This window comes from Paraprevotella xylaniphila YIT 11841, assembly GCF_900683745.1.
Lineage (GTDB): Bacteria > Bacteroidota > Bacteroidia > Bacteroidales > Bacteroidaceae > Paraprevotella > Paraprevotella xylaniphila.
Genome location: NZ_LR215980.1, coordinates 3659473 through 3683085 on the forward strand (window position 1 = coordinate 3659473; position 23613 = coordinate 3683085).

A 23613-nucleotide genomic window follows, 5' to 3' on the forward strand; every position below is an offset into this window, starting at 1 on the left:
CTCAGCCGATTGGTTTCCCGATTGCAGTCAAACGGAATGAAGTGTGGCTGAAAGATGCCTGAAACATCTTTCAGCTTATAACGTCAAAATTATGAGTGGATTACCATGCAACCTGAAGGATGAAGGGTCTTTTCACAAAAATCTTTGGTTGGATATATGCCTTCCCTTAAAAAGGTCGGGGTAGGATGCCCGTGCCGTAGTAGGGTGCGCACTTTTGCCTTTTGGGGTGGTGGGTCTCTTTTTTTGAAGTTGGGGGCATAGGTGTAATGCGTTTTCACGAAAAGAATGGCATGGTTCACGAATAACACCTTTTAGGTTTGCATGTTATTTTTGAATTGTAGGTAATTTTACCGATGCAAAATTAGGCGGGTGCCTATACTATATATAGAGATAGGTGGGGCATCTTGAAGAATAAAGAGACTTTAAAAGATAAGTATAGAATTTAAAACATTAAAAGTATGAAAAAGAAGACACTGGTTTCTGTTCTTGCAATGACATCTGCTTCTATGGCAGCCTATGCCAATGCAAATTTGGATCAGATTAAGACAGAAGTGGATCAATGGGTGGGAGCGGAAAAACCATCGTTGGTGAACGGTGTGTTGACATCTCCAAATGGTACCACGATTTCTCAGTCTTTGGGTTCCCTTTTACCTGGTACATACAAGTTGTCGGCTACTACCTCGATGAATGCTAAGTTCTTGGTGAACGGCAAGGCGTTGACAAACGGCGAGTTCAAAGTGGAAGGTACTGCGGCATCCGAGGTTACTCTTGCCATTGAGGCTGTCGAGACGGGAAAGGAATTCCGGGTTGGCGGTTTCAAGTTGGAACTGGTATTCGATTTTGCTAGAGCACAACGGACATTGCTTAATGCTGCTTCGAAGGCTATTGCAAAAGTGAGCCAAGAGGATGATGCGGATAAATATGCCGAATTTAATAAGCGGTATAGTGACCTGACGGTAAAAATCAATCGGGTGAAAGATGATGCTGCCGGTGATTTCGCTGCTTATACGGTGTATGGTGAGTATAAGTTTTACCTCAATGGCGTGGAAGGAAGTACACTCATGTCAGAGGTCAAGGCACTTGATACGGATATCGAGGCGCATTTGGCCAACTGGAGAGCTTATACGGCTTCGAAGGCTGTCGGTGAAGAACAAAAAACAGCTCTGAAAAGCGCTTGGGATACAAATATTGGCAATTTGAGTGATGCAGACGGAGTAAACAGCAAGCAAAGTGCTCAGGACTATGCCAAGGTGTTGTCCCAGAGCGAATATAATGCTGCAAAGGAAACAATCGATGCTTTCCTTCTTAAAATTGAAGGTTATTATGATAATGGTACTGCTGCTACTGAATGTACGCTAACATTCAACAGTGAATTTGCCAAAAAGGCATCGGAAGCTATAAAAAAATTCACCGATAAGTTGGTGAATGTCGATAAGAACCATACGGCTTATGACGAAGTGTTGGGGAAAATCAACTTTACTAAGGCTCATTATAACGAACAGTTGCAGGCCTTCATGAAAGTAGCGGTAGACCCTCAGGATTTCCCGGGCTTGTATGAGACGATGCGTACTGAGGCTCACAATGCATTTAACGAAGTGAACCTGGGCATTGTAGCTGTGGAGAGGAAAAACGGAACGAATGAGAACCATCAGACCGCAGAAGAGGGATATGAGGCTAACACGCACGCTTTGGACAGTTTGTACAAGAAAACAGACGAGGTGCATAAATTCTATACGGACAGTATCCAAAACAATGACAATATATACAAGGCTTTGATTGCTGAAAGGACAGACGGCAAGAGTCCATGGGCATTGCTTGCGGAATTGAAAAAAGACGCGGTGGTTTCCGAAAAGTATAAGTCCGAGTTGGAAAAAGCCGAAGCCGATCTTAAGGCAATCGAAACCGAGGTCGTAAATCAATACAAGAAGTATACGTTGGATGCTTATACCCAAAAAGGTGGTGCATACGAGACGGCTAAGGAACCGGTGACAAAGAGCCTGAATACCATCATTGAAAAAGAATACCAATCTTTGCCGAACTATCAGGCTAAAGTGGAATTGACCGCTGCGTTGGATGTTCAAACGGCTGCGTTCGATAAGGCCAAGACAGAAGTGCATGCCCTGAAGTATGGCGACGTGTCGGTGGGCGACATCTATAAAGATACCGATGAGAAGAAGTTGCAAGAGGAGATAGATGCATTCTCTTCGTATATAAAGAAAAGCTTTGATGAAGGGACTTGTGCCGATAACAAAGATACGAAGAAAACTGAAATAGAATCTCTTAAGGGCAAAATCGAGGGTTATGTGAATACTGCCAAGGCCGTCGTGAAGGTTTATGACAACGCTGCAAAGACTATCTCTGATATTCAAGCAGAAATCAAAAAGCTTTCGGACAAGGTCGGGAATGGCGACGGACGTTATGTACCGGTCTATACCGGAACGGAAACACCGGACGAAAATATCGATGATTTGCCAACTTATGGCGGCAAGTTAGACGAAATGAACAAGACATTGTCCGACCTTCAGACAGCTTTGAAAGCCGCAACGGTTGCCAAGGATGCCGATGGGGATACGCATGCTAACGGCATGAACAATGTTTTGACGGAGGCAACCAATGCCAAGGGAAATGAAACTACAGGTATCACGGGCGAGGTGAAAACCTTGGTGGGAACTTTCGATAAGCACAAAGAATGGTATGACCAGCAAGTAGTCGTAATTACCATCAACCGTTTGAAGAATCAAATCACTGCGGATATCAAATCTGTAAATGATGATCTGGATGGACTTTCGGTGACTACGGAGATTTACGGGTCTTTTGCAAAGAACTTGCTTGAAAAGCAGACGGTATTGTACAACTCTGTAGATAAAATAGAAAAAACGGTAACTGATTTGGACTACACAAGCGAGGATAAGCAGGCTGAAACTTTGGCAGCCTTGTCTGATGCCAGTGCTGAGATGGCGAAACTTCTTGAGGATGTCAGTGCCTTCATTGATGAGGTCGGTGAGGCGAAGGAAATCCACGCCAAGAACAACTCCGTACAGGCAAGTCTGACGAAGGTTGCTGATGGTATTGCGGGAAATATCGGTAAGATTGATGCGAATTGGACTCCTATTGATGACAAGGATGTGTCGAAAAAGCATTTTGATGACCTGAAGGGAAGTTATACCACGGAGCTTGGTAAGCAGGAGACGGCGATGGTGAACGCGTATAAGGGCGATACATTACACAATGACAGTGCCGCTATTCACGAGGCGATGAAGGTTATTGACGGCAAGGTGAAAGCGACATTGACCGAATTGGAAGTGGCCAGGAAGAACTTGGCGGCTTACGAAAGATTGGCCGTAGAAACCAAGAAGACGGATATCCACAACTTGATAGTAGCGGAATTGGGCGAACTGTCAAATTTGGCATTGGGCAATAGTGAAAACCATTACGTAAATGGCCTGTTGGGCGAGAATACCAACCCGAAAGGCATGTATGTGATAGATTTCGATAATTGGGTGGCTAACGTGAATGCGGCTTGGAAGAGCCATTACAACGACAATAGTGACGAAAGCTGCCAGACGCGGGAAGACAACTTCAAAGAGGGCTACACTGATATTTGTGAAAAGATAAAGCAGGTATCTAAGGATGCTGAGACAAATATCAAAGTGGATAACACACTGGATACAGAATACGCAACTGTGAAAAATTCCGTGGATAGTTTGTATACCATATTGACTGTAGGTGACCCGACTACGGCAGCCAAAGCCTTTATCGAACAATTAGAGGCGGAGAAGAGCAAACTTGAAGGACAAGTTGCGAAGGATATTGCCACAGCTTTTGAGAAGGGTAAATCCGATGAACAATATGGAACCATACATGGTGTATTGCAAACCATCAGAATGCAGGTGGTTACGATCGGAGCAAGTCGTGAGCAGGGTTACGTGGATGCTGTGAAAACTGATAACCAGACCCGTTACAATAGCTTTAACAGTGCCGTCGAGGATATGCGTAATTGCTACATCGAGGCTGTGGATGTGATAGGGCAGGTCAGCAAAGTACAGACTCCGGAACTGCTTAATGTCGTTAAGAGTGCGGTAGAAACAGCGAATGCAAGTATCCAAAACTACCTTCAAGAAATCAACAACATCGAGAATGAAGCTTTTGCAGCCTTTAGCGAGGCTCAAAATACAGACAAGATGTTGTTCGACCCTGATAAACAATATGAGGCCGACGTACGGGCATACGAAAGCAAGATTGACCAGATATTGTATACAATGGATGCAGCTGTGCAAAGTGCTACGTATACGTTCTTTGACGGAGAATATGAAACTGCGAATAAACTGTATGAAGATGCCCGTCAAGAATTGGTTGATGCCGATTATGTTACGGCTGATGAGGCGTTTGCTAACGTTAAGGCTGTCCTCGAAAAAGCAGAAGCTATCAAAGATTTCGTTCCGGGTCAGTTCAATATCACGAAAGTGGACGGCATCGTCTCTGATTTCGCTAATTTCGAAGCTTGGATTGCGGATGGAAAAGAACCTGCAGCAGTGTACGAATGGGAGACATTGTCTACCGATACCCTTAACCAATACAACAGCCATTTGACAGAATTGGAAGAATGGTATGAAAATGGTGCTTATCTTGAAGGAGTCGATGGAAAGAAATTCGTTGATGATATCAAGGCAACCCGGCCTACGTTGACAGAAGCTGAAAAGACGTATGCTGATAACACGGGCCATATTTATGGTGCTGTCATGGAAGAGTTGCATGCGAAGTTAGAACAGTTCGGTGTTCCAATGTATAAGGCTTATGTCGACGGGAAGAAGGAACATAACCTTTATGTGACCAATAATGACGTATATAACGTTCTTATTGAGAAAGTTGAAGCCTTGCAGGCTCCGTTGGATGAGGCTGCGAAGTATGTCGATGCCTATATCCTGACCGACACTTGCGGTGTGGAGGCTTTGCAAGCTCGTATCGACAGGCTGATGAGCGATTTGGAGACCAAACGTTACGAAGGTGGGTTGGATAACACTTACAAGACAACTGCCGAGAATGAATGCAAGAACATCACGACTTCTACCGAAAGAGTCTATCGATCGGCCAATATGAAAGAATCGGTTCAAATATTGGCAGAGTTCAATGTCTTGCAGGCCGCTTGTGCCGACGCACAGAATAAGGTGAAAGGCGATGCTGACGCTGAGGCAGAAGTAAACGCTTTGTCTACAGCTATCAAGGAAAAAATGGCTGCCTTTACGAAGGATACCGCTAAAGGCGGTGCAATCGACAACGCAGAAACTAAAGCCAAACAGCCGTTATTCTTGGCTTATGAGACTTGGATTGCAGGCATGCGTACGAAACTGGCAACTTACACGGATGCTGCTGCCACAGAGAATGCTTACACAGTTCTTATGAACCGTGCAGGAGAAGTGGAAGGAGATGTGAAGGTTGGACGAGAGACGCTTGCTGCATGTCATGCCAATGTACAGGGTAAATTCGAGGGCGATATGGCCGGACTTGAAAGTGATGTGGTAGCCGTGAAAGACGGTATAGAGCAGAACAAGGCGAACATGTTGTTCTATCAAGACAAGTTGAATCACAAGATGGATGTTATCTTGTCTGATTTGAAGACGTTGTTGTCCGACATCGCAAAAGATCAGGAACGTTATACGCTCAACGATGAGGCTTACGAGGCTCGCAAGGCTGATATGGCTCATTTGAATGACTCGCTCACCACTGTAGTAGACAAGTTGACAGGCTTTGAGTATTACAAGGTAGACGAGAAGGCTAATGCAGAAAGTATAGCTGACATTACGGCCCATATCGGCAAATACGGTAAGGCTATGGATGAATACTATGCTGACATCGAGTTGGCTGGAGTGGATGCCGAAAATACGCTTAAATTCATTATGGACAAAGTGTTGTGGCGTATCGATTCTTTGGACTGTAAGGCTTCCGGCATAGAATATACGGGTGTGATTGATAAGGCGCAAAGTGACAGGAGTGAACTTGTTAAGTCTGTGAACAATCATACATTCATTGTCGAAGTTGAAGATGCCTTGAGAGATACTTTGAATCTTGTCAATAAGGATTTGAATATAATCGAAGAGTATAACGAACAGGCTAAAGACGGTTACGTCGATATAGACATCAATGGTAATAATATTGTTTCGACATCGATTCACTACGTAAAGGAAGCCCTTCCGCAAATTCAGGCCGCACTTGCAAAGCAGGAAGAACGGATGGCAAACGTACGTGAGACGATAGAAACCGAATCGTTCATACGGGGTGATGTATTGCGTGACGGCGTTGTCGATGTACTCGACTACACGGAATTGATGATGTATGTGCTCGACCCGTCTAAAGCCGAGGCTATCGCCGGTACGATCAAGTAGTATGCCGCAGATGTGAATGACGACGGTCGGATCAACGTGGCTGACCTGACGAAGCTCACGAACAAGATTATGGGTTACAACACGATGGAGGTCAGTCAAGTGGCACCTCGTGTACGTTTGGCAGAGCCTGCGATGACGCAGACCGAAGAAAGCGTAGAGATGAACATGGAAGAAGTCGGAGGTACGAAGCGTGTAGCCATCCTTCTGAAAAACGTGAACCCCTACGTAGCTTGTCAGATGGACGTGACGCTTCCCGCAGGCGTAACTTTGTTGGGAGAATCTTTGGGTGGAAGTGCAGACGACCACCAGTTGTATTCCAATACATTGGCCGATGGGACGACGCACCGCATCGTGGTAAGTTCGCTCCAGAATAAAGAGCTTAACGCAAATGGCGAAGCCCTGGTTTATTTGGAAGTATCGGGTCGTGCTGCTTCTAAGATGACCGTAGGCAATGTGCTTGCAGCAGATGCCGATGGCGTACTTTACAGCATCGGTGGCAGTGGCGAAGGCGGCGTAACCGGTATCAATGGTGTGCAGGCCAACCCAAGCGTGAAAGAGAAAATATACTCTGTGGGCGGTCAGATCATGGACAAGTTCACAAGAGGTATCAACATTATCCGTAATGCTGACGGTTCAGTGAAGAAAGTTTTGAAGAAGTAAGTGAATAAAGTCTCTGTGTGTAGGAAGCGTGGCTGCCACGTAAGGTGGCCGCGCTTTCCTTCTAAAGGATTAATGTAGAACAATAAAAACAGAACGTATGACAAAGAATACAAATACTTCGATGCGACGGTTTGCGGCGAAGTGCCTATGGATATGGGGCATGGTGATGGCTTTTGTGGCAAGTGCTGAAGCTGAGAACAAGGTCACCATTGATAATTTCAATATCAAGGTGGAAGAAGAGAAGACGATTTCTGTCTATTTGGAGAATAGCGATCCTATGGTGGGTTTGCAGATGGACTTCAAGCTTCCCAAAGGCTTGGATTTCGTTACGAATAGCGTACAACGCGATGAGGTGCGTTTGAGCCGTTCTTCTCACAGCATTTATATGAATGAGGTGCAAAGTTCCATGGACGATATGGCCAAAGGTATCAAGACGGTGCGCCTTCTCATTCAGCCCAATGGGATTTATAATATTGCAGGCGACCGCGGTGCCGTGGCTTATTTCAAAGTAAAGGCAAATGAGAATATGGTGGAAACCAGTGAAATCGTGTTGGATAACATTGTAGGCAGCAGTTCGGAGTTTGACGAAGAGACCGGTAACATCAAGGGGTACCACCTTGAGTCCTATACCGCACATGTGAGTCCGAACGTGGGCTTTTTCTATCTTACCGAAGACTCTATTTGCATGAAGAACGACGGTAGTGTTAAAAAAGTAAGCTTGGGCTTGCGTAACTATACGAGTGTCCGTGGTATGGAGGCAGTGTTGTCGTTGCCCGAAGGACTGTCATTGGATACGGAGGCCAACGGTGCACCTAAGTTTGAATATGGTGAACGTTTACCACAGAATTTGTCTATCTCTTCCAGTATTTTGGAAGACGGTCGTACCAAATTGGTGCTGAGTGGTCTGACGAGTGATACCCTCAAAGGAGATACGGGTGTGGTGTTTTCTTTCTTTGTGAAAGCTTCCGAGACTTTCCAAGAGGTTGCAGAACTTTCGTTGGATGAAATTATTTTGTCGGATAATGCAGGGCATGGCATTAATATGGAGGGTAAGTTAGTCATGGAGGTGATTAATTCTTTCATCGCCTACTATACTCCTGCCAATGACTCCATACAGGGGCTGCGTACGCGTTATGAGGCTGCCGTGGAGAAAATCAATACGGAGGCTGCTGACGTGAAAGACAGTGCGGTCGTCGTGAATGCCGTCCAGGAAGTGGCTACCCGTATTGAGGATTTGCGGAAGTCTGTGGACGAGGCTTACGCCAATGAAACGCTCCCGGTTATTTATGACGAGGTGTTGGCTCCTGTGGTTAGCATTGATACGGCTATCGTGAAGATGGTGGACGACGCTTTGGCTTTACAGGCAGCCAAGGTTGCCAATGACGAGGCTTTTGTCCGTCTGACAGAAGAAATCGGGGCTTTGCAGGCTAAATTAGACGCCGCTAAGACAACGATAGAAACGGATTATGCAGAGGTGGCAGGGCAGTTCACTGCCGACATTGCTGCTTTGCAGGAGGACATTGATTCCATCAGCAACGAAGTGAAGGGCTTGTACGAGGAAGTGAAGCTGACGGCCGAAAGCCAGATCGATGCAACGGCCATCGAAGCCGGAATCGAGAAGGTTTTGGCTGATGCTGAAGAAGCCCATAAAGGCAGCAGCATTTATGGCGTGAAGAATGCCAATGGCGCAGAACTTACCGGCATCTATACGGTAGATGGTCGTCGTGCGGCAGAACCTGTCAAAGGGCAGGTCAACATCTTCAAGTACTCTGACGGAACAGTGAAGAAGTTTTATATGAAATAATAGGTTGGTAGTTGCGTGCGCTGTGAAGCGCGTGCACTAAAAAAAGAGAACGCATAGGGGATGATTTCCTCTATGCGTTCTTTTTGCCTTATAGGGGCTGCGGTTTTACTGTTTCCCTTTGAAATCTTTTATGATACCTTGGCAAATCCAGTCGGCTAAGGCTTGGCGGTTGGACGGGATGACGAGGCGTTTCCGGTCGCGTTCGTTTTGCAGGTTGCCCAGTTCCAGGAAAGCTGCCGCCGGATTGGATTTTTTTAATACGTAGAGCGAACGTTCGCTTACCGTACCCCGGAATCCCCGGTTCGGTTGGTGTTTGTCGTATTTCCGTTCAAAGGTTTTGTGAATGTTTTCCGCCAGACGTTTTCCTAACTTGCTGCCGGGAGAGTGGTAGAAGAATACATCCACCTGGTCTTTCCGCCCACGGCTGTCCACGTGGATGAAGATGGCACGTTTGTATTTCTCTTTGTCCTTATACGTCAGTCGGTTGATGGCATCGCACCGCTGCTGTAGTCGGGCTATCTGGTCGAGCGGAATCGTTTGCCCGAGGCAGGTCTCACGGTCGCTGTTGGACAAATATCGGTCATCGCGGATGCCGTCTTTCTCATCCTGGATGATGATATGTACCTTGGCGCCTTTTTCCATCAATGCACGTCCCAACCGCAGGATGATGTCGTAGGCATACTCGTCTTCGTGCAATTCCCGGTTACCTGCTTTCCCGATGGCTCCGGGATCGGGACCTCCGTGCCCGCTGACCAGATATAAGCAAGCACCGTCTAACTCATGGGAACGGACGGATACGTTTTGGTATGACGGGCCGAAAAGCGGTTCTACGACGCTAGTCTTACGGCTGCCTGCCCGCGCTTTTTTCCCGGACTTCTTACCGGTGGGAAGCCGATAACTACGTCCCAGTATCAAGCCTCCGTCACGGGTCAGTTTCCCTTTGTTGATTTCCAGAAACTCCTTTTGGGCTGCACGGGAAGTGTAGCCAAAACGTTGAAGAAATGTCGATACGCCTTCTCCGTTTTTAGGTTTGGCGCGTTCTTGGGCGTATAAAGTCGATGTCAGGCAGCAACTCGTCCAAAATGCAAAGAGGAAAAGTTTACGGATGTTCATGTTCACAAAGATAATGCAAATCGAATGCAAAATCTTAAGCTTGCTTGAATATTTTGCCGTGATACAACCTATTTTATGAAAAGATATGTTTTTGTGGATATGCGTACTGAAAAAAGCTGCCGGTAACCGGAGGGGTACGAAAAAGGCACATTCCCCCCTTTTCGGGATGGAATGTGCCGGATCCGGATTTGCAGTTTTTTCTGTTTAGTCATCCATATCCATGTCAATGACATTGAATTGCTTGTCGAATTTGATTTCCCAGAAGTTGGACAGTTTCACTTCGTAGGTGTAACGGTCGCGCTCCAATTTGAGGATGGCAGCATTGGGATGGCTTTCTTTTACGAACTTTGTGATTTGGGCGGGAACGGCTTTCGTCGGTACGCTACTGCGTTTGCAATCCAATTCTGTCCATTCGCCGTTCTTGTCGAACTCAACCCCGTTGCCGTTGACAAACACGACATCGTAGCTCGTGTCCAAGAATCCTTTCTCCATTTTGGTGAATGCCACCTTTTCCGTGGGGAAGTTCTGTTTGATGAAGGTCTGTGCTTTAGCAGGCAGCTTGTCGAATGTGATGGGTTTGTCGTTGTCGGCCTGAGCGACTTGTAAAGTGAATACACTCAGCAGTAAGAATAATAACTTTTTCATAATGTTCATTTTTTGAAAGTTAGACATTTGTTTCTTTTTGATGATACAAAGTAAAGGATTGATTCTGGAAAGAAATGGGAAAACAAACGGCAGGAGTGTTAAACTGTGTAAAATAAAATATCCCCGTCCTTTGGAGTAGAGGGCGGGGATATGGGTATATGCGGTAGTAACCAAACGCTTAGCGCATATCTTGATATTTGATTTCGTCTTTGTCGCTGTATTTCAAGTTCTCGCCGGCCATTCCCCAAATAAAGCTATAGTTGCTGGTTCCGGCAGCAGCGTGGATGCTCCATTCTGGCGAAGTGATGGCTTGCTCATTGTGTAACCATACGAGGCGTTCCTCTTTCGGCTCGCCCATCAAATGGCAGATGGCGTTGCCGTCGGTTACGTTGAAATAGAAGTAAGCTTCCATCCGGCGTGTGTGCGTGTGTGCGGGCATCGTGTTCCACACGGAACCCGGAGCCAGTTCCGTGAGTCCCATTTGCAGTTGGTTCGTGCCGCCGCCTTTCACTTTCTCCAAAACGTCTTTTACGATTAACTGGTTGACCACACGGTCGTTGCTTTCTTCCATCTTGCCGTAATGGTCGGAGATGCCCAATACATATTTCTTGGGGTTGGCTTTCTGTAACTTTGCATCTGTCGTGATCAACTGGGTGATGAACTGCTTGTATGCGGGAGCCGAGTTGATGTAGAATTTGGCCGGTTTGGCCGGGTCGTTGCTCTTGAAGGTAACTTCTTTGTTGCCGCAGCCTACGTAGAGAGCCTCTTTGTATTTCATTTCGTATGCTTTGCCGTCTACAGTTACCACACCGTCTCCACCGACATTGATTACGCCCAATTCCCGGCGTTCCAAAAAGTAGGTGATTTCCGGTCCGAGTTCATGGAACTTCTCCAGTTTCAGAACCTTGTTTACCGGCATCACTCCACCGTAAATCAGACGGTCGTAGAGGGTGTACGTGAGGTTGATTTCATCCGGAGCCATGACTTTGTCCATCATGAAGGCACTGCGCAGGCGTTCGGTGTCGTAGTGCTTGACATCCTGCGGATGGCAGGCGGTCTGTACTTTGTAGTTCATTTGGGCATTTGCCGAAAGTGCGCCGAGGCCGAGGCAAAGAGCCAATGCAAATCTTTTCATTTTCTTTCTGTTTTTGATTATGTGATGTTAGATTCAAATGCGTGGTATGCGCCCGCGTCTTAGTACTTCTTGCGGACGATGGCGCGGCGGTTGAGGGCAGCCAACCCGAGCGTGCAGGCCACGAGGACGGCCGGACCCACATATTTCACCGTGTGTGTCAGGTGGAAGATGACCCATGCCAACGGACTGGAGGCAAAGTCGAGTGCGCCGCCCTCGAAACCTTCGGGAATGGCTACGGCCGTGTCCTTCGTGATGTTGAACACATCGTGTGCCGCACTGGTGAAGTAGGGCGCGAGGTTCGTCACGAAATACAACCCGATGACCATCAGGATAAGGCCGATGATGAACGTCTTCACCACATTGCCGTTCGTGATGGGCAGGATGATGGGGAACACGTAGAACATGCCGGCCAACGAAGCTAAAGGAAGGAACTGGTTGCCCGGCAGGACGACGGCGAGGAACAGCGTGACAGGGATGAGCAGCAACGATACGACGAGCGTAGTCGGGTGGCCGATGACCAAGGCCGGGCTCATACCGATGTGCAGACCGGCATTCTCACCGAATTTGCGGGCAATCATCTGGCGCGTGGCATCGGAGATGGGGCGCAGGCCTTCGATGAACAGTCCCGTGATGCGGGGAATCAGCTCCATGACGGCTCCCATCTTGATACCCAGTCCGAGGATACCCGGAATGCCGTCCACCAGTTCCTGCCCGTTCTTGCAGGCCAGTGCGCCGATGCCGCATCCCACCAATACGCCGAGGAAGAGCGGTTCGCCCAGGATGCCGAATTTCTTCTTCATGCCCTCCGCGTCGATATACAGTTTGTTGAACCCCGGAATCAGGTCGAGCGCCTTGTTGATGAGGATGGCGAAAGGCATGAATCCTTGGCAGAAAGGCTGCGGGATGGAGATGCCATCCATCTTATCGTAGAATTTCTGGAATTTCGGAGCCGTATAGTCGGCGGCTATCAGCGTCAGGATATAACAGATGACGGCGGCGAAGAAACCCCATGCGATATTGTCCATCGTGTAGTAGACCATCGCGCCGATGAAGGCGAAATGCCAATAGTTCCACAGGTCGATGTTGACGGTCTTTGTCGTTTTGGTGAGGAGCATCAGGATGTTCACTCCGAGGCATACGGGAATGATGAATGCGCCTACCGACGTGTTATAAGCCACGGCGGCTGCAGCAGGCCATCCCATGTCGAACACTTCGAGGTTGAGGTCGTAAATCTCCACCACTTTCGAGAGCGAAGGACTGAGGCTGCTGGTGAGCAACGCCGTAATGACCGACAATCCCACGAAGCCGACACCCACGTAAAGGCCGCTTTGTAAGGCTTTTCCGAACTTGATTTTGATACAGACGCCCAGTATGGTAAAGATAATGGGCATCATGACTGCGGCCCCGAGGCCGATGATGTAACCGAATACAGCTTCCATATTCCTAATTTTCTTGGTATTAATTCGTAAATGATTAGGTGCGGCAAAATTAAATAAAACTATTGGTAACGCAAACAGAATTGAGAAAAAAAAGATGGGAAAGGGAAAATAAGGCGGACGAGGCAGGACGTGAAGTGCTGACAATATGTCAGCCTTTTACGCATAATCGACGGGTCGTAAAAGGCTCAAATAGAGAGGAAATGTTAAATTCAAATCGGGATAAGTCCCGTTTTATGTATTTATGACGCATTTCTTTTGAATTCGGGGTTTCAATCTCCTGAGATTGGAATTTCGTTTGGCTGAAAGCGGAAAAAGTTTTGGCGTAGAAAAAAATGGAGTTGTCCGCTTGGCGGCCGGAAACGGTCTTCCGTGCGGCGGAAAAGGGGGCGGTAAACGGTGTAAAAGGGAGGGCAGAAGAGCCTTTCTTGATTTATCTGACGGATTTCCGTGCGCCAAATCCTCATGCTTTTTGTCACGGGAAAAGGCTGGCGGATGTCATTGGTATGCGGGGCATGCCGCATGGCGGTGTGGAGAGGGTGTCTTTTTGTAAGCGAAAACCTTGCTTCCGGTTGCGGAAAGTAAAAACGTCGGCTTGAAATGCCGACGTTTTTTGTCACCTCGCCCGAATACGGAGGCGTATAAGCGATTCTTATGCCATCAAGACTGACATTTTGTCAGACGAAACATTCCGGTTCGCGGCGTGCACTGAAGTTCTGGTGCAACATGGCAGTATAAGGGGTGTCGAAAGTGCGTCCGCCTACGGGGCAGAACTTGACGCAAGCACAGCATTTGGTGCACAAGTCCGCACGGGTGGCAGAGCGTCCGTCGGCTATGGTGATGGCACCGGTGGGGCACCAGTCCACGCATTCTCCGCAACCGTAGCAGTTGTCATTCACTACCGGGGCCTGCGGTGTGGAGGGGCCAAGGGTCTTGTAGGGTACGTTGCCCTTCATCGCGGGCGCGGTCACAAGGTTTTCCAACGGGCTGTCGTAGGTCAGGGCGAAGTCGCGTGCATCCGTGGCCGGAGGGTTTTGCAAGTCCAGTTGGCGCAACAGGCTGCCGTATGCCTGCGCCCCGAAAGCGGCGGCCTTCTGCAAGTCGGCGGCATCAGGGCGGCCTTCGGCAATGGGCATGCCTGGGCGGCTGTAGGAGTGTTCGCCCACGAATGCCGCGCCGCAGAGGGGCGTGAACCCTTGGGCGTGCAGGAGGTCGCGGAGCTGTACCAAGGCATCCTCGTAGTCGCGGTTGCCATAGACCACCACCGGGATGGCGATGCTGTTTTCCGCCCGCAGGCGGGCGATGCGCCGGACGGCTACCGGGGCCACAAGTCCCCCGTAGACGGGGGCGGCCACGATGCAGATGGCATTGCGTACCGCAACGGGTGTGTCGTCAGGGTCGGTGGTCAGGTCGATTTCCTCACGGCGTGCGATGCGCGTGCCGTCGGCGATGGCGCGTGCGATTTTCATCGAAGTGTGCGTGGGCGAGAAACAGGCCACGCAAAGCTTGTCTAACTGCATGGTTTCCTCCTTCCTTTACATTTCCGAGATTTTGTAACCCTCTTCGGCCAACGCGGCCTGTAATTCTTCCAAGGGAATCACGTCTCCTGAGTATTCGATGACGGCCACGGGAGGGTCTAAGGTGACAATGGCGTTCACGCCCTTGATGTTGTTCAATGCCTTTTCCACATGTGCGCGGCAATGGTCGCACATCATGCCTTCCACTTTATATTCTTTCTTCATTTTTGCATAGAATTTTGAAATTTCGGTTTCTTCATGTTGCAGCCTGACCCGTTTCAGCCGCAGGCTGTTCGTCACGACGCATACGCTGCTCATGGCCATGGCCGCCCCGGCTATCATCGGGTTGAGCAGGAAGCCGCAAAGGGGGTAGAGAACCCCGGCGGCTATGGGTATTCCTATTATATTATAGATGAAAGCCCAGAACAGGTTCTGCCGGATGGTGCGCACGGTGCGTGCGGACAGCCGTATGGCATCCGGAATCTTGGACGGGTCGGACGAGATAATCGTCATTTGCGCCACGTCCATGGCGATGTCGCTGCCCCGTCCCATGGCGATGCTCAGGTCGGCTTGGGCCAAGGCGGCACTGTCGTTGATGCCGTCGCCCACCATGGCCACCTTCCGTCCGGCACGCTGTAGCTTTTCGATGAAGGCTACCTTGTCTTTCGGGGTTGCTTCTGCCTGGTAATAGAAGGTGCCGATAGCGGTGGCCACGTTGCCTACCGCGTAGGAACTGTCGCCCGACAATATACATGCTTTTATGCCCATTTCGTCCAGTTCCGCCACGATGCCGATTGCCGTTTCTTTGATACGGTCGCCTATGGGCATGACGGCAAGCACCTCCTTTTCATTGGCAAAATAGACGATGGTGGCTCCCGTTTTGTTCATCCAATCGGCCATCTCGTTCAGTCTTTGGCTGACGCTGATGTGGTGTTCGTCAATCAGGCGGCGGTTGCCTACGAAGTACGTCTTGCCGCCATGGCATCCTTTCACGCCCCAACCCGTGATGCTCTTGAAACCGGTGATGGGGACTTCCCGTCCCTGGATGTGCTTCACGATGGCTTCTGCCAAAGGATGTTCCGAACGTTTTTCGATGCTGTAAAGGATATCGGACAAATTTGCCGCACCGTCTTCTTCCCAGAAGATACCCGAGACGATAGGGTGCCCTTCGGTGAGCGTGCCCGTCTTGTCCAATACGACGGTGTCTATTTTCCGCGCGGTTTCCAAGCTTTCAGCGTCTTTGATGAGGATGCCGTGTTCGGCTGCCTTGCCGATGCCCACCATGATGGCTGTCGGCGTGGCCAGTCCAAGCGCACAGGGACAGGCGATGATGAGCACGGTGACCAAAGCCAGCAGGCCGTGCGTGAAACCGTCCGACGGGGCGAGTACCCACCACAAGGCGAATGAAAGGAGGGCGATGCCGATGATGGCCGGTACGAATATGGCCGCGATGCGGTCTACTAACCGTTGCACGGGGGCTTTGCTGCCTTGCGCGTCCTGTACCATGCGGATGATGTGGGCCAGTACGGTGTCGGCTCCTACTTTTTCGGCACGGAAACGGAACGCCCCCCTTTGGTTGATGGTGCCTGCGAAAACGTGTGCCCCTTCGCGTTTGGCTACGGGCGCAGGCTCGCCGCTCAGCATGCTTTCGTCGACGTACGAACTGCCCGAGACGATGGAGCCGTCCACGGCAATCCGTTCGCCGGGACGGACGGAGACGGTTTGCCCCCGTTGCAGGTCGTCGATGCTGATTTCATGTGTTTCTCCACGGTCGTCCACGATGGTGACCGTACGGGGTTGCAGCCCCATGAGCTTGCGGATGGCCGTCGATGTGTTGCCCTTGGCCCTTTCTTCCAAGAGTCGTCCCAACAGGATAAAGGCGATGATGACGCTCGCCGCTTCGAAATAGACGTGTGGTTCTACGCCCCGTGCCGTCCAGAATTCCGGGAAGAGCATGTTGAATAGGCTGAAGACGTAGGCAATGAGCGTGCTGTTCGACACCAAGGTGTCCATATTGGCCGTGCCGTGCCGCAGTTGCCGCCAGGCGTTGCGGTGGAAATCCCGTCCCAACCAGAGGACGACGGGGGTGGATAATGCCCATGAGATGAGGTCGGCGTATGGCGTATGCATGAAAAACATGCCGATGACGGCCACGGGCAGGGCGAGGATGATGGCCCAGACGGTGCGTTGCCGCAAGCGTCGGTACTTCTCGTCGTGCGCCTGTTCCGCCCGGTCTTCCAACAGTTTGCGGTCATCGCCCACCAACAGGTCGTAACCCGCAGCCTGCAAAGCCGCTTTCAGTTGTTCGGGGCTGCATTGTGCCGTGTCGTATTCCACGGTAGCCGTGGACGCCGCGTAGTTGACGGAGGCCGTGCGCACCCCCGGTTGTCCGTTGAGGGTCTTGTCCACCCGTGCGGCGCAGGCGGCGCAACTCATCCCCAATACGGGGAACGTCCTTTTTTCTATGTGTCCTTGGTTCATCTTGCTTGTCTTTTTCCGCAAAGATAATGCAAATAAGCATAGGGGCGAGGATATTTGTCGTATCTTTGCGCTTCTAAGACATAAAAATATGAAGAACGGATTGTTGGAAGCCGGATGTGACCCGATGGGGCAGGCCATCCGTGACTATTATGAGACAGGCAGGGCCGGTCGCCTGCGGGTGTTCTCCCCGCAGTTCGACGAAGACGAGATGCCGGTCGGCACGTTGTTCCGTGAAGAGGAGGATATGCCGCCATTGGAACGGAAAGCTTTGGACTTGTGTCGCGGGCGGGTGTTGGATGTCGGTGCCGGGGCGGGCTGCCACAGCCTGGCCTTGCAAAGGCGCGGGTTGGACGTGACGGCGGTGGATATCTCGCCGTTGTCGGTGGACGTGATGCGTCGGCGTGGGGTGAGGCAGGCTTGGGAGGCGGATGTCTTTGACGAGGCTTTCACCGGATGTTACGATACGGTGCTGATGCTGATGAACGGTTCCGGCATCATCGGGCGGCTGGAACGCATGCCCTTGTTTTTCCGTCGCATGAAGCAACTGTTGGCACCCGGCGGTTGCGTGTTGGTGGATTCCAGTGACTTGCGCTATATTTATGAAGACGAAGACGGCGCGTTGGACATCGACCTGAATGCCGGTTACTACGGTGAGTTGGATTTCCGGATGCAGTACAAGCGAGTGAAAGGCGCACCTTTCCCGTGGCTCTATGTGGACTTCGACACTTTGGCCTACTATGCACAGGAAAACGGTTTCCGTGCGGAACGGTTGCAGGACGGGGAACATTATGATTATCTGGCGCGGTTGTCCGTAGTGTTATAAATACAAGAGACGGCCTCCTCGCGGAGACCGTCTCTGACCAACCTTCCTTACTTCGTCCGTAGATGGAGAGAAAACGGACGGGCAAGGCTTTTTATGAGATTACTTTCTCTTTTTGTCATTATTTTGCACCTTGTGCAATGGTGAACGTCATGTCTACATGGTCGTCCGGCATGTTCGTGATTGCGCCCCACGGAGAATCGGCACTGATACGGATGGTTACCGTATAAGCCGTGGCGAAAGACGCTTGTTTGGCATCGTCCGTGAACGAAACTTCACCGGTAGAGCTGTCTACGTTGACATATTGGTCGGCAATGGCCGCTCCGGTCTTCGGGTCGATGACATGGAATGACGGGGCAGTCATGCCATATACAGCTGTCGAGAACGGATCCTTGCTGAAGTCGGACAACCAGTTGCCTTTATCGTCTTGGCCGGTCTTCACCTTGGCACCGTTTTCCCATATAGTGCGTCCGGCGACATCAACCCATTTGGCGCCTTCGGCCACGTCATAAGTCTTAGACAAGTCGGTGACGCTCATGGCCATCTGAGTCGGGTTCGTCCATGTTCCGCTCAATGCCTGTACGCTGATCTTACAGTTGGTTGCGCCAATCTTTGTACCGTTGTAGTCCAAATAGATTTCAAATTCAACGACTTTGCCGTTATATTGGGTCTTGTCGTAAGTAAGTGCCCTGGTGGCAGAGTTGTAGCTGACACCGTCAGTATTTGTGAGTCCCTTGGCTTTGATGACGAGGGTGAAGCCGAGGTCGGCGGCCTGTTGGCTCAATGCGGCATAGTCGGCGAACAAGTCTTCGGCATTGAACGTGTTGCCCACGCTTTCCACCTTGTCGGTTGAGCCGTCAGCCCATTCAATCTGCGGTCTGTATTCGATGGTCTGACCGTCTTCTGTCCAGCGGGTCGGGTTCTTCTCGATTACAGTGACAGGATACTGCATCTTGCTGACGTTTACATGGATGATGTAAGAGTCGGTCTGCGTGGTACTGCTGTTTTGTTCCTTCAATGTGATATCGAGTTTCTTGGCTTCACCGGTATTCATTCGGGCAGGAACGACGATGTACAGCGTGTTGTCGTTTGCTACCTTGTCGGTTGCTGCAGGCATTTTTTCCAAGATGTCTTTACCGGTCATCAGGCACAACTTGGCCAAGTCTGCCGGTTCGTTTTCATCGATAAGCTCCATGAAGTCACCGCGTGACAGTTCGGTCGCTTTGATGATTTCGTCCATTTCGTCGCTGCTCAGGGCAATGAACTGGATGTCCTTGTTCCATGTCAGTTCCTTGGTCTCTTTTACGCTATGTTCTACAACGCGGCGTGCGACGGTTACTTCTTTGTATGCCGGTGCCTTGAGTTGGAACGAACCGAAGTCGGCCACGGGAGTGACTGTGACTTTACGTCCGATCATGGCATTCGATGCATTCGGCAATGTAAGTTGGCCGTTATCAATCTTGAACCAGTTGTCGTCGCTCTTGTCGTCGTTCGTCAACGTGGACAGTTCGTAGGAAATCGTAGTCGGAACGCCGTATTCTCCTACCATGTCTTCCACGATTACGGAACCATCTTCAGCCTTACCTACGACTTTGCGGTTCTTGCTGTAGTCCAACATGCTGTTGCTGCCATCCGGATTCATGTAAGGCAAGCTCGTTGCGGAACTGTTGTCGTTCGTGATTTCAATGGTTTTCACCTTGTCCGTCACTCTCGTTGCCTTGAAATAGGTCGTGGTCAGGTCCGTGTTGTCCTTTGCGCTTCCCGTGCTTTCTTCTCCTTCGGCAGGTTGTGGGTCTACGGCCTTAATGACGGCGCAAACGGCCCAAATCTCATTCTCGCCAATTTCTGTCTCTACGGAGTATTCGATGATGCCGGATTCTGCGTCGACTAAAACGGGGGCTCCTGCCGTCTTCACTTTAGAGAAGCTTTTCTTGCTGATTAGCGAGCCGTCGAAAGTCAAGGTATATTTGGCGTTTTCTCCTATGAAGTCGTTGGCTTTAGAGGCCGGAGACACGCGGAATTGGATTTTGTTGGATGCTATGCCTTGTGCCACCGTCTCGTATTTGTCCGCTGTCGTGAGCTTTTCGTTGTACACTTTCAGCACGGAAGACTTCAACAAATAGCCTCCTTCTTCGGTAGAAGTAAGGTTCGGGATGTACACCACGCTTTGAATCATGTCGAACTTGGCCATTTCGGCTTTCAGTGCGTTGAATTGTTCAACCAAGCCCGGGTCGCTCGGTTCTACGCCCGGAGTTTCGCTGCCGCTGCCCGTCAATGCTTCTTGCAGCTCTTTGATGTCTTGGCAAATGTCGGCAAAGCTGCTGTATCCCGTGCCGGTCAGTAATTCGGTCACGATAGTGTTCTTCCATTCTTCAAGGGCGGCCAGACGGTAGAGGATGCTTCCGGCTTCCGTTTCCTTGCCGATTTGTTGTTGCAGGGTGGTAAGCGAACTTACCGTGGTGGGCAATGCCTTGATGGCTGCCAAGATGGCCGGGTCGGAAATAGTCGTAGCCGCTTCTTCGCTGATTTTAGCTATCAGGTTGTTGATCTGGCTTACGTTTGCAGTCAGTTTAGCCAATTCCTGTCCGTTGTTCTTAATCCATTTCTCTACTTCCACCAAACGGTTTTCTACGTCTGTAAGGTTCGTTACAGCCGTATCCAATTCAGACTTGATGCTGTCCACGGTAGCTTGGTCGGCTTTGTCGGCAATGGCTTTCTCCAAATCGGTACGCAGGCTGTTGACTTTGCTTTCCAACTCAGTCTTTTGTTTCTCAAGGTCGCTTTGGGTCTTATCCAAGTCGCCTTCTATTCCATTTACCTGTGCGACCAGTTCGCTGACCTGGGAACTCAATTCACCGATTTTGGTGATGTCGTTCTCTGTGATGGCTGTTTGGAGTGCAGCCACGGTTTCCTGTAAGTCCTTCACGGCCTGTGCGTCGGCTTTGCCCGCTGTCAGTGCGTTGATGTCCTCCTGCAGGGCGGCTTGAGCTTCTTGCAAGGCTTTCAGGGCTTCTGCGGTTGAAACATCTACCGTTTGTTTCAATGCGTCTACTTGCGATTGTAGATTGGCAATGTCGTCATCGTAATCTGAGCAGCCGACCCAAACCGGGGTACTGGCAATCAATGCGCAAAACATCGCAACACTAATAAACTTCTTCTTCATAATAAAACAAATTAATTAAAAAATATATGTTCTCTACTTTCCTGTTTTTAGAAGCATATTCATTTCTCTCTCTATGCAAGAGGTGGAAAAAGGGAATGTAGGCCTGTCTATTATATGTGAGTCATAGTGCTTTAGAACCATCTTCCAAATCTGTTCTTTCGTGTTTTTTTAGTAAATCGTTTGTTTTTCGGTGAAAAAAAGACCGATTATTTTGTGGGTTTAAGTATTTTATCTACATTTGCATCGGATTTATCCACCTCTTGCATAGAGATGGAATAATAATATTGAGGATATATTGCTGAATAGGAGAGCGTTGAAGTTTTTGTTGAAGGCTGCCTGATTCGTTTCTTTATTTTACTTCTTCTATTTGCCATTTCAAATATTTTTCTTGTTGCAGCATCAATGTTGCGGTGGTCCAGCGAAGTGAGATAGATGGAAGTGGTCTTTTCATTGGAATGCCCCATAGATTCGCTGATGACGTGCATCGGGATATGAAGCTTTAAGGCTTCCGAGGCCCATGAATGCCTCGGGACGTAAGAGGTGAGCGTGGCTTTCTCTCCTAACAATTCGGATAGCTTTTTTAAATTGAGATTGTATGTCCGTAAGGCTGAGTCGTAAACGGACTGTCGGAATTCTGTGGTTTTCATCACAGGGAAAAGAAAGTCCGATTGGGGAGAGGCGTATTTATTGATGATGGTTCTCATGATTCTGTCTACCTTGACAGAGAGCAGGCGTCCGGTTTTACTCCGATAATAGGAGAGGCGTCCGTTTTGCAGATTTTCCTTTTTTAGTTTGGCGAAGTCTATGAAAGGCATACCTTGTGCGAAAAAGCAAAATACAAATGTATCGCGACTGAATTCCATACTTTTATTGAGCTTCTTATATTGCATGAGTTTGATGATGACATCGATGTTTACAGCCCGTTTTCGGGTTTTGTCTACTCCCGTATAGACGTTGCCGAAGGGGTCTCGAAGTTTCAGATTGAGCATGGCAATTCCTTTTTTATAGGCCGCATGCAATGTGCGGATATAAAAGGAACTGCTGTTTTTGGTGATACCGCGTTCGTGTTGTAGGTAGGTCTCGTAAGATGCGATTAATTCTTCGGTGATAGATTCGAAGCTTATAGGGCGACAGTAGCCTTTGTTTTGGAGGAAATGTGTAAAGGAACGCAGGGATGATTGGTAGTTCGCAGATGTTTTGATTTTGTTGCGCATCTTTTTTTCTTGGATTTGATTTTGCATGAAAGACAAGAAGTCGGCTTTCTTGCTTTTACAGATTGTTGATTTCTTCATTTTACGATTTTTTGTGTAAGACAATACTGTGTTTTTTACTTTATCTTGCAGAAAAAAACAGACTGACTTTAGGTGACAGTCAGATGGAGGGCGGGCAATATGAAAAAAGAATCCTTCTTGCCGGATGAACTCCATGCAAGAAGGATTCTTTTTTTAGGTAAAGAAATAAAAGAGCCTTGTTTAGAACAGCTTTTCCGGGTATTCTCCTGCTGCTACTAAGGAGGCAATCTTTTCTACTGTGGCTTCACGGTCGGCTGCGTATGTTACACCGAACCATTTGCTGGTAGTGTCGAGCACTTCTACCGTAGCGGTACCTTCGTTGATGAGCTTATTCACCATCAGCGGGATGAAGAACTCGGCTTTCGGGTTTTCCATGTTCTTCGGATTACTCAGGAACTCTTTGAAATATTCTTCGCTATGCTGGAAGTAGTCGGGAGTGAAGCCCCACATGTTCATGCTGACCGGTACGTTCTCTTCCAACGGAATCCATTTGCCTTCTTCGTCTTTGTAGCAGATAGGACCGTCCACACGCATGATTTCCGTACGTTCCACCACATCTTTCAAGTGATGATGGTCGTCATACATGCAGACACCACGTGCTACGGAGCCGTTTTCGCTGAGCGTATTGCAGCAACGGAAGCCCACCATGGCGTATGTGTTTTGGCTGCCTTCCGGCAATTCGCTCAGGAACTTTCCGATGGTGGCGAATGCGTCGCGGCCGTAGAAGTCATCACAGTTGATGACACAGAACGGTTCTTTGATGACATCTTTACCCATCAATACGGCATGGTTCGTACCCCATGGCTTTACACGGCCTTCCGGGCATGTAAAGCCTTCGGGCAGTGCGTCCAGACTTTGGAATACCAACTCAGCCGGAATCTTTCCTTCGTATTTTGAAAGGATTTGTGTGCGGAATTGTTCTTCAAAGTCTTTGCGGATGACAAAGACGATTTTGCCGAAACCGGCACGGATGGCATCATAGATAGAATAGTCCATGATGGTTTCGCCATTCGGACCCAGTCCGTCCAATTGTTTCAAACCGCCATAACGGCTGCCCATTCCGGCAGCCAACAAGAAAAGTGTAGGTTTCATATTCGTTCGTTTAAAAGTTAAATATTTGCGTTTTGTATTGCAAAAGTAGCTTTTTTATTTGAGACAACCGTCCTT

13 protein-coding genes are annotated in these 23613 nt (G+C 49.2%); 4 read left to right on the forward strand and 9 right to left on the reverse strand.

From position 1 onward, the window contains the following. Positions 1–458 precede the first annotated feature (458 nt). The 3 genes from E0E47_RS15500 to E0E47_RS15510 all read left to right on the forward strand — a co-directional run bounded on the left by E0E47_RS15500 (position 459) and on the right by E0E47_RS15510 (position 8844). Positions 459–6380 carry a hypothetical protein gene (locus E0E47_RS15500; protein WP_130894093.1) on the forward strand — a complete coding sequence of 1974 codons (5922 nt, stop codon included), beginning with the start codon at positions 459–461 and terminating at the stop codon, positions 6378–6380. A gap of 12 nt (positions 6381–6392) precedes the next feature. Further along, positions 6393–7040, forward strand: a complete 648-nt coding sequence (locus E0E47_RS15505; RefSeq protein ID WP_130894094.1) for a hypothetical protein — start codon at positions 6393–6395, stop codon at positions 7038–7040. A gap of 97 nt (positions 7041–7137) precedes the next feature. After that, positions 7138–8844, forward strand: a complete 1707-nt coding sequence (locus E0E47_RS15510; protein WP_232038472.1) for a hypothetical protein — start codon at positions 7138–7140, stop codon at positions 8842–8844. Positions 8845–8949: 105 nt separating this feature from the next. On the opposite strand, the gene E0E47_RS15515 is transcribed toward E0E47_RS15510, so the two are convergent. The 6 genes from E0E47_RS15515 to E0E47_RS15550 all read right to left on the reverse strand — a co-directional run bounded on the left by E0E47_RS15515 (position 8950) and on the right by E0E47_RS15550 (position 17171). After that, positions 8950–9957 (reverse strand): N-acetylmuramoyl-L-alanine amidase family protein, encoded by a 1008-nt coding sequence (locus tag E0E47_RS15515; RefSeq protein ID WP_130894095.1) that lies wholly within the window; start codon positions 9955–9957, stop codon positions 8950–8952. Between the two features lie 204 nt (positions 9958–10161). Next, positions 10162–10602 carry a PepSY-like domain-containing protein gene (locus E0E47_RS15520; RefSeq protein WP_172604721.1) on the reverse strand — a complete coding sequence of 147 codons (441 nt, stop codon included), beginning with the start codon at positions 10600–10602 and terminating at the stop codon, positions 10162–10164. Between the two features lie 178 nt (positions 10603–10780). Beyond that, entirely contained in the window at positions 10781–11737 is a 957-nt protein-coding gene (kduI, locus tag E0E47_RS15525) for a 5-dehydro-4-deoxy-D-glucuronate isomerase (protein WP_130894097.1), read from the reverse strand. A gap of 59 nt (positions 11738–11796) precedes the next feature. After that, the gene (locus E0E47_RS15530; RefSeq protein ID WP_008624147.1) at positions 11797–13176 is read right to left on the reverse strand and encodes a PTS galactitol transporter subunit IIC; all 1380 of its coding nucleotides are present in this window, start codon (positions 13174–13176) and stop codon (positions 11797–11799) included. A 674-nt stretch (positions 13177–13850) separates the two neighbouring features. Then, entirely contained in the window at positions 13851–14693 is an 843-nt protein-coding gene (locus tag E0E47_RS15545) for a 4Fe-4S dicluster domain-containing protein (RefSeq protein WP_130894100.1), read from the reverse strand. Positions 14694–14708: 15 nt separating this feature from the next. Further along, on the reverse strand, positions 14709–17171 hold the full coding sequence (locus E0E47_RS15550) for a heavy metal translocating P-type ATPase (protein WP_130894101.1): 2463 nt from the start codon (positions 17169–17171) through the stop codon (positions 14709–14711). An 88-nt stretch (positions 17172–17259) separates the two neighbouring features. Between E0E47_RS15550 and E0E47_RS15555 the strand changes: the two genes are divergently transcribed. Beyond that, on the forward strand, positions 17260–17994 hold the full coding sequence (locus tag E0E47_RS15555; RefSeq protein WP_130894102.1) for a class I SAM-dependent methyltransferase: 735 nt from the start codon (positions 17260–17262) through the stop codon (positions 17992–17994). Between the two features lie 118 nt (positions 17995–18112). Here the strand turns inward: E0E47_RS15555 and E0E47_RS15560 are convergent, their stop codons facing one another. From E0E47_RS15560 to E0E47_RS15570, 3 genes are all read right to left on the reverse strand, one after another. After that, positions 18113–21154, reverse strand: coding sequence for a hypothetical protein (locus tag E0E47_RS15560; RefSeq protein ID WP_130894103.1), 3042 nt, complete (start codon positions 21152–21154; stop codon positions 18113–18115). 206 nt (positions 21155–21360) lie between these two features. Beyond that, a complete protein-coding gene (locus tag E0E47_RS15565) occupies positions 21361–22581 on the reverse strand; it encodes a tyrosine-type recombinase/integrase (protein WP_130894104.1) in 1221 nt (406 codons plus the stop codon). Between the two features lie 45 nt (positions 22582–22626). Further along, positions 22627–23538 (reverse strand): nucleotidyltransferase family protein, encoded by a 912-nt coding sequence (locus E0E47_RS15570; RefSeq protein WP_008624251.1) that lies wholly within the window; start codon positions 23536–23538, stop codon positions 22627–22629. Between the last annotated feature and the right edge of the window lie 75 nt (positions 23539–23613).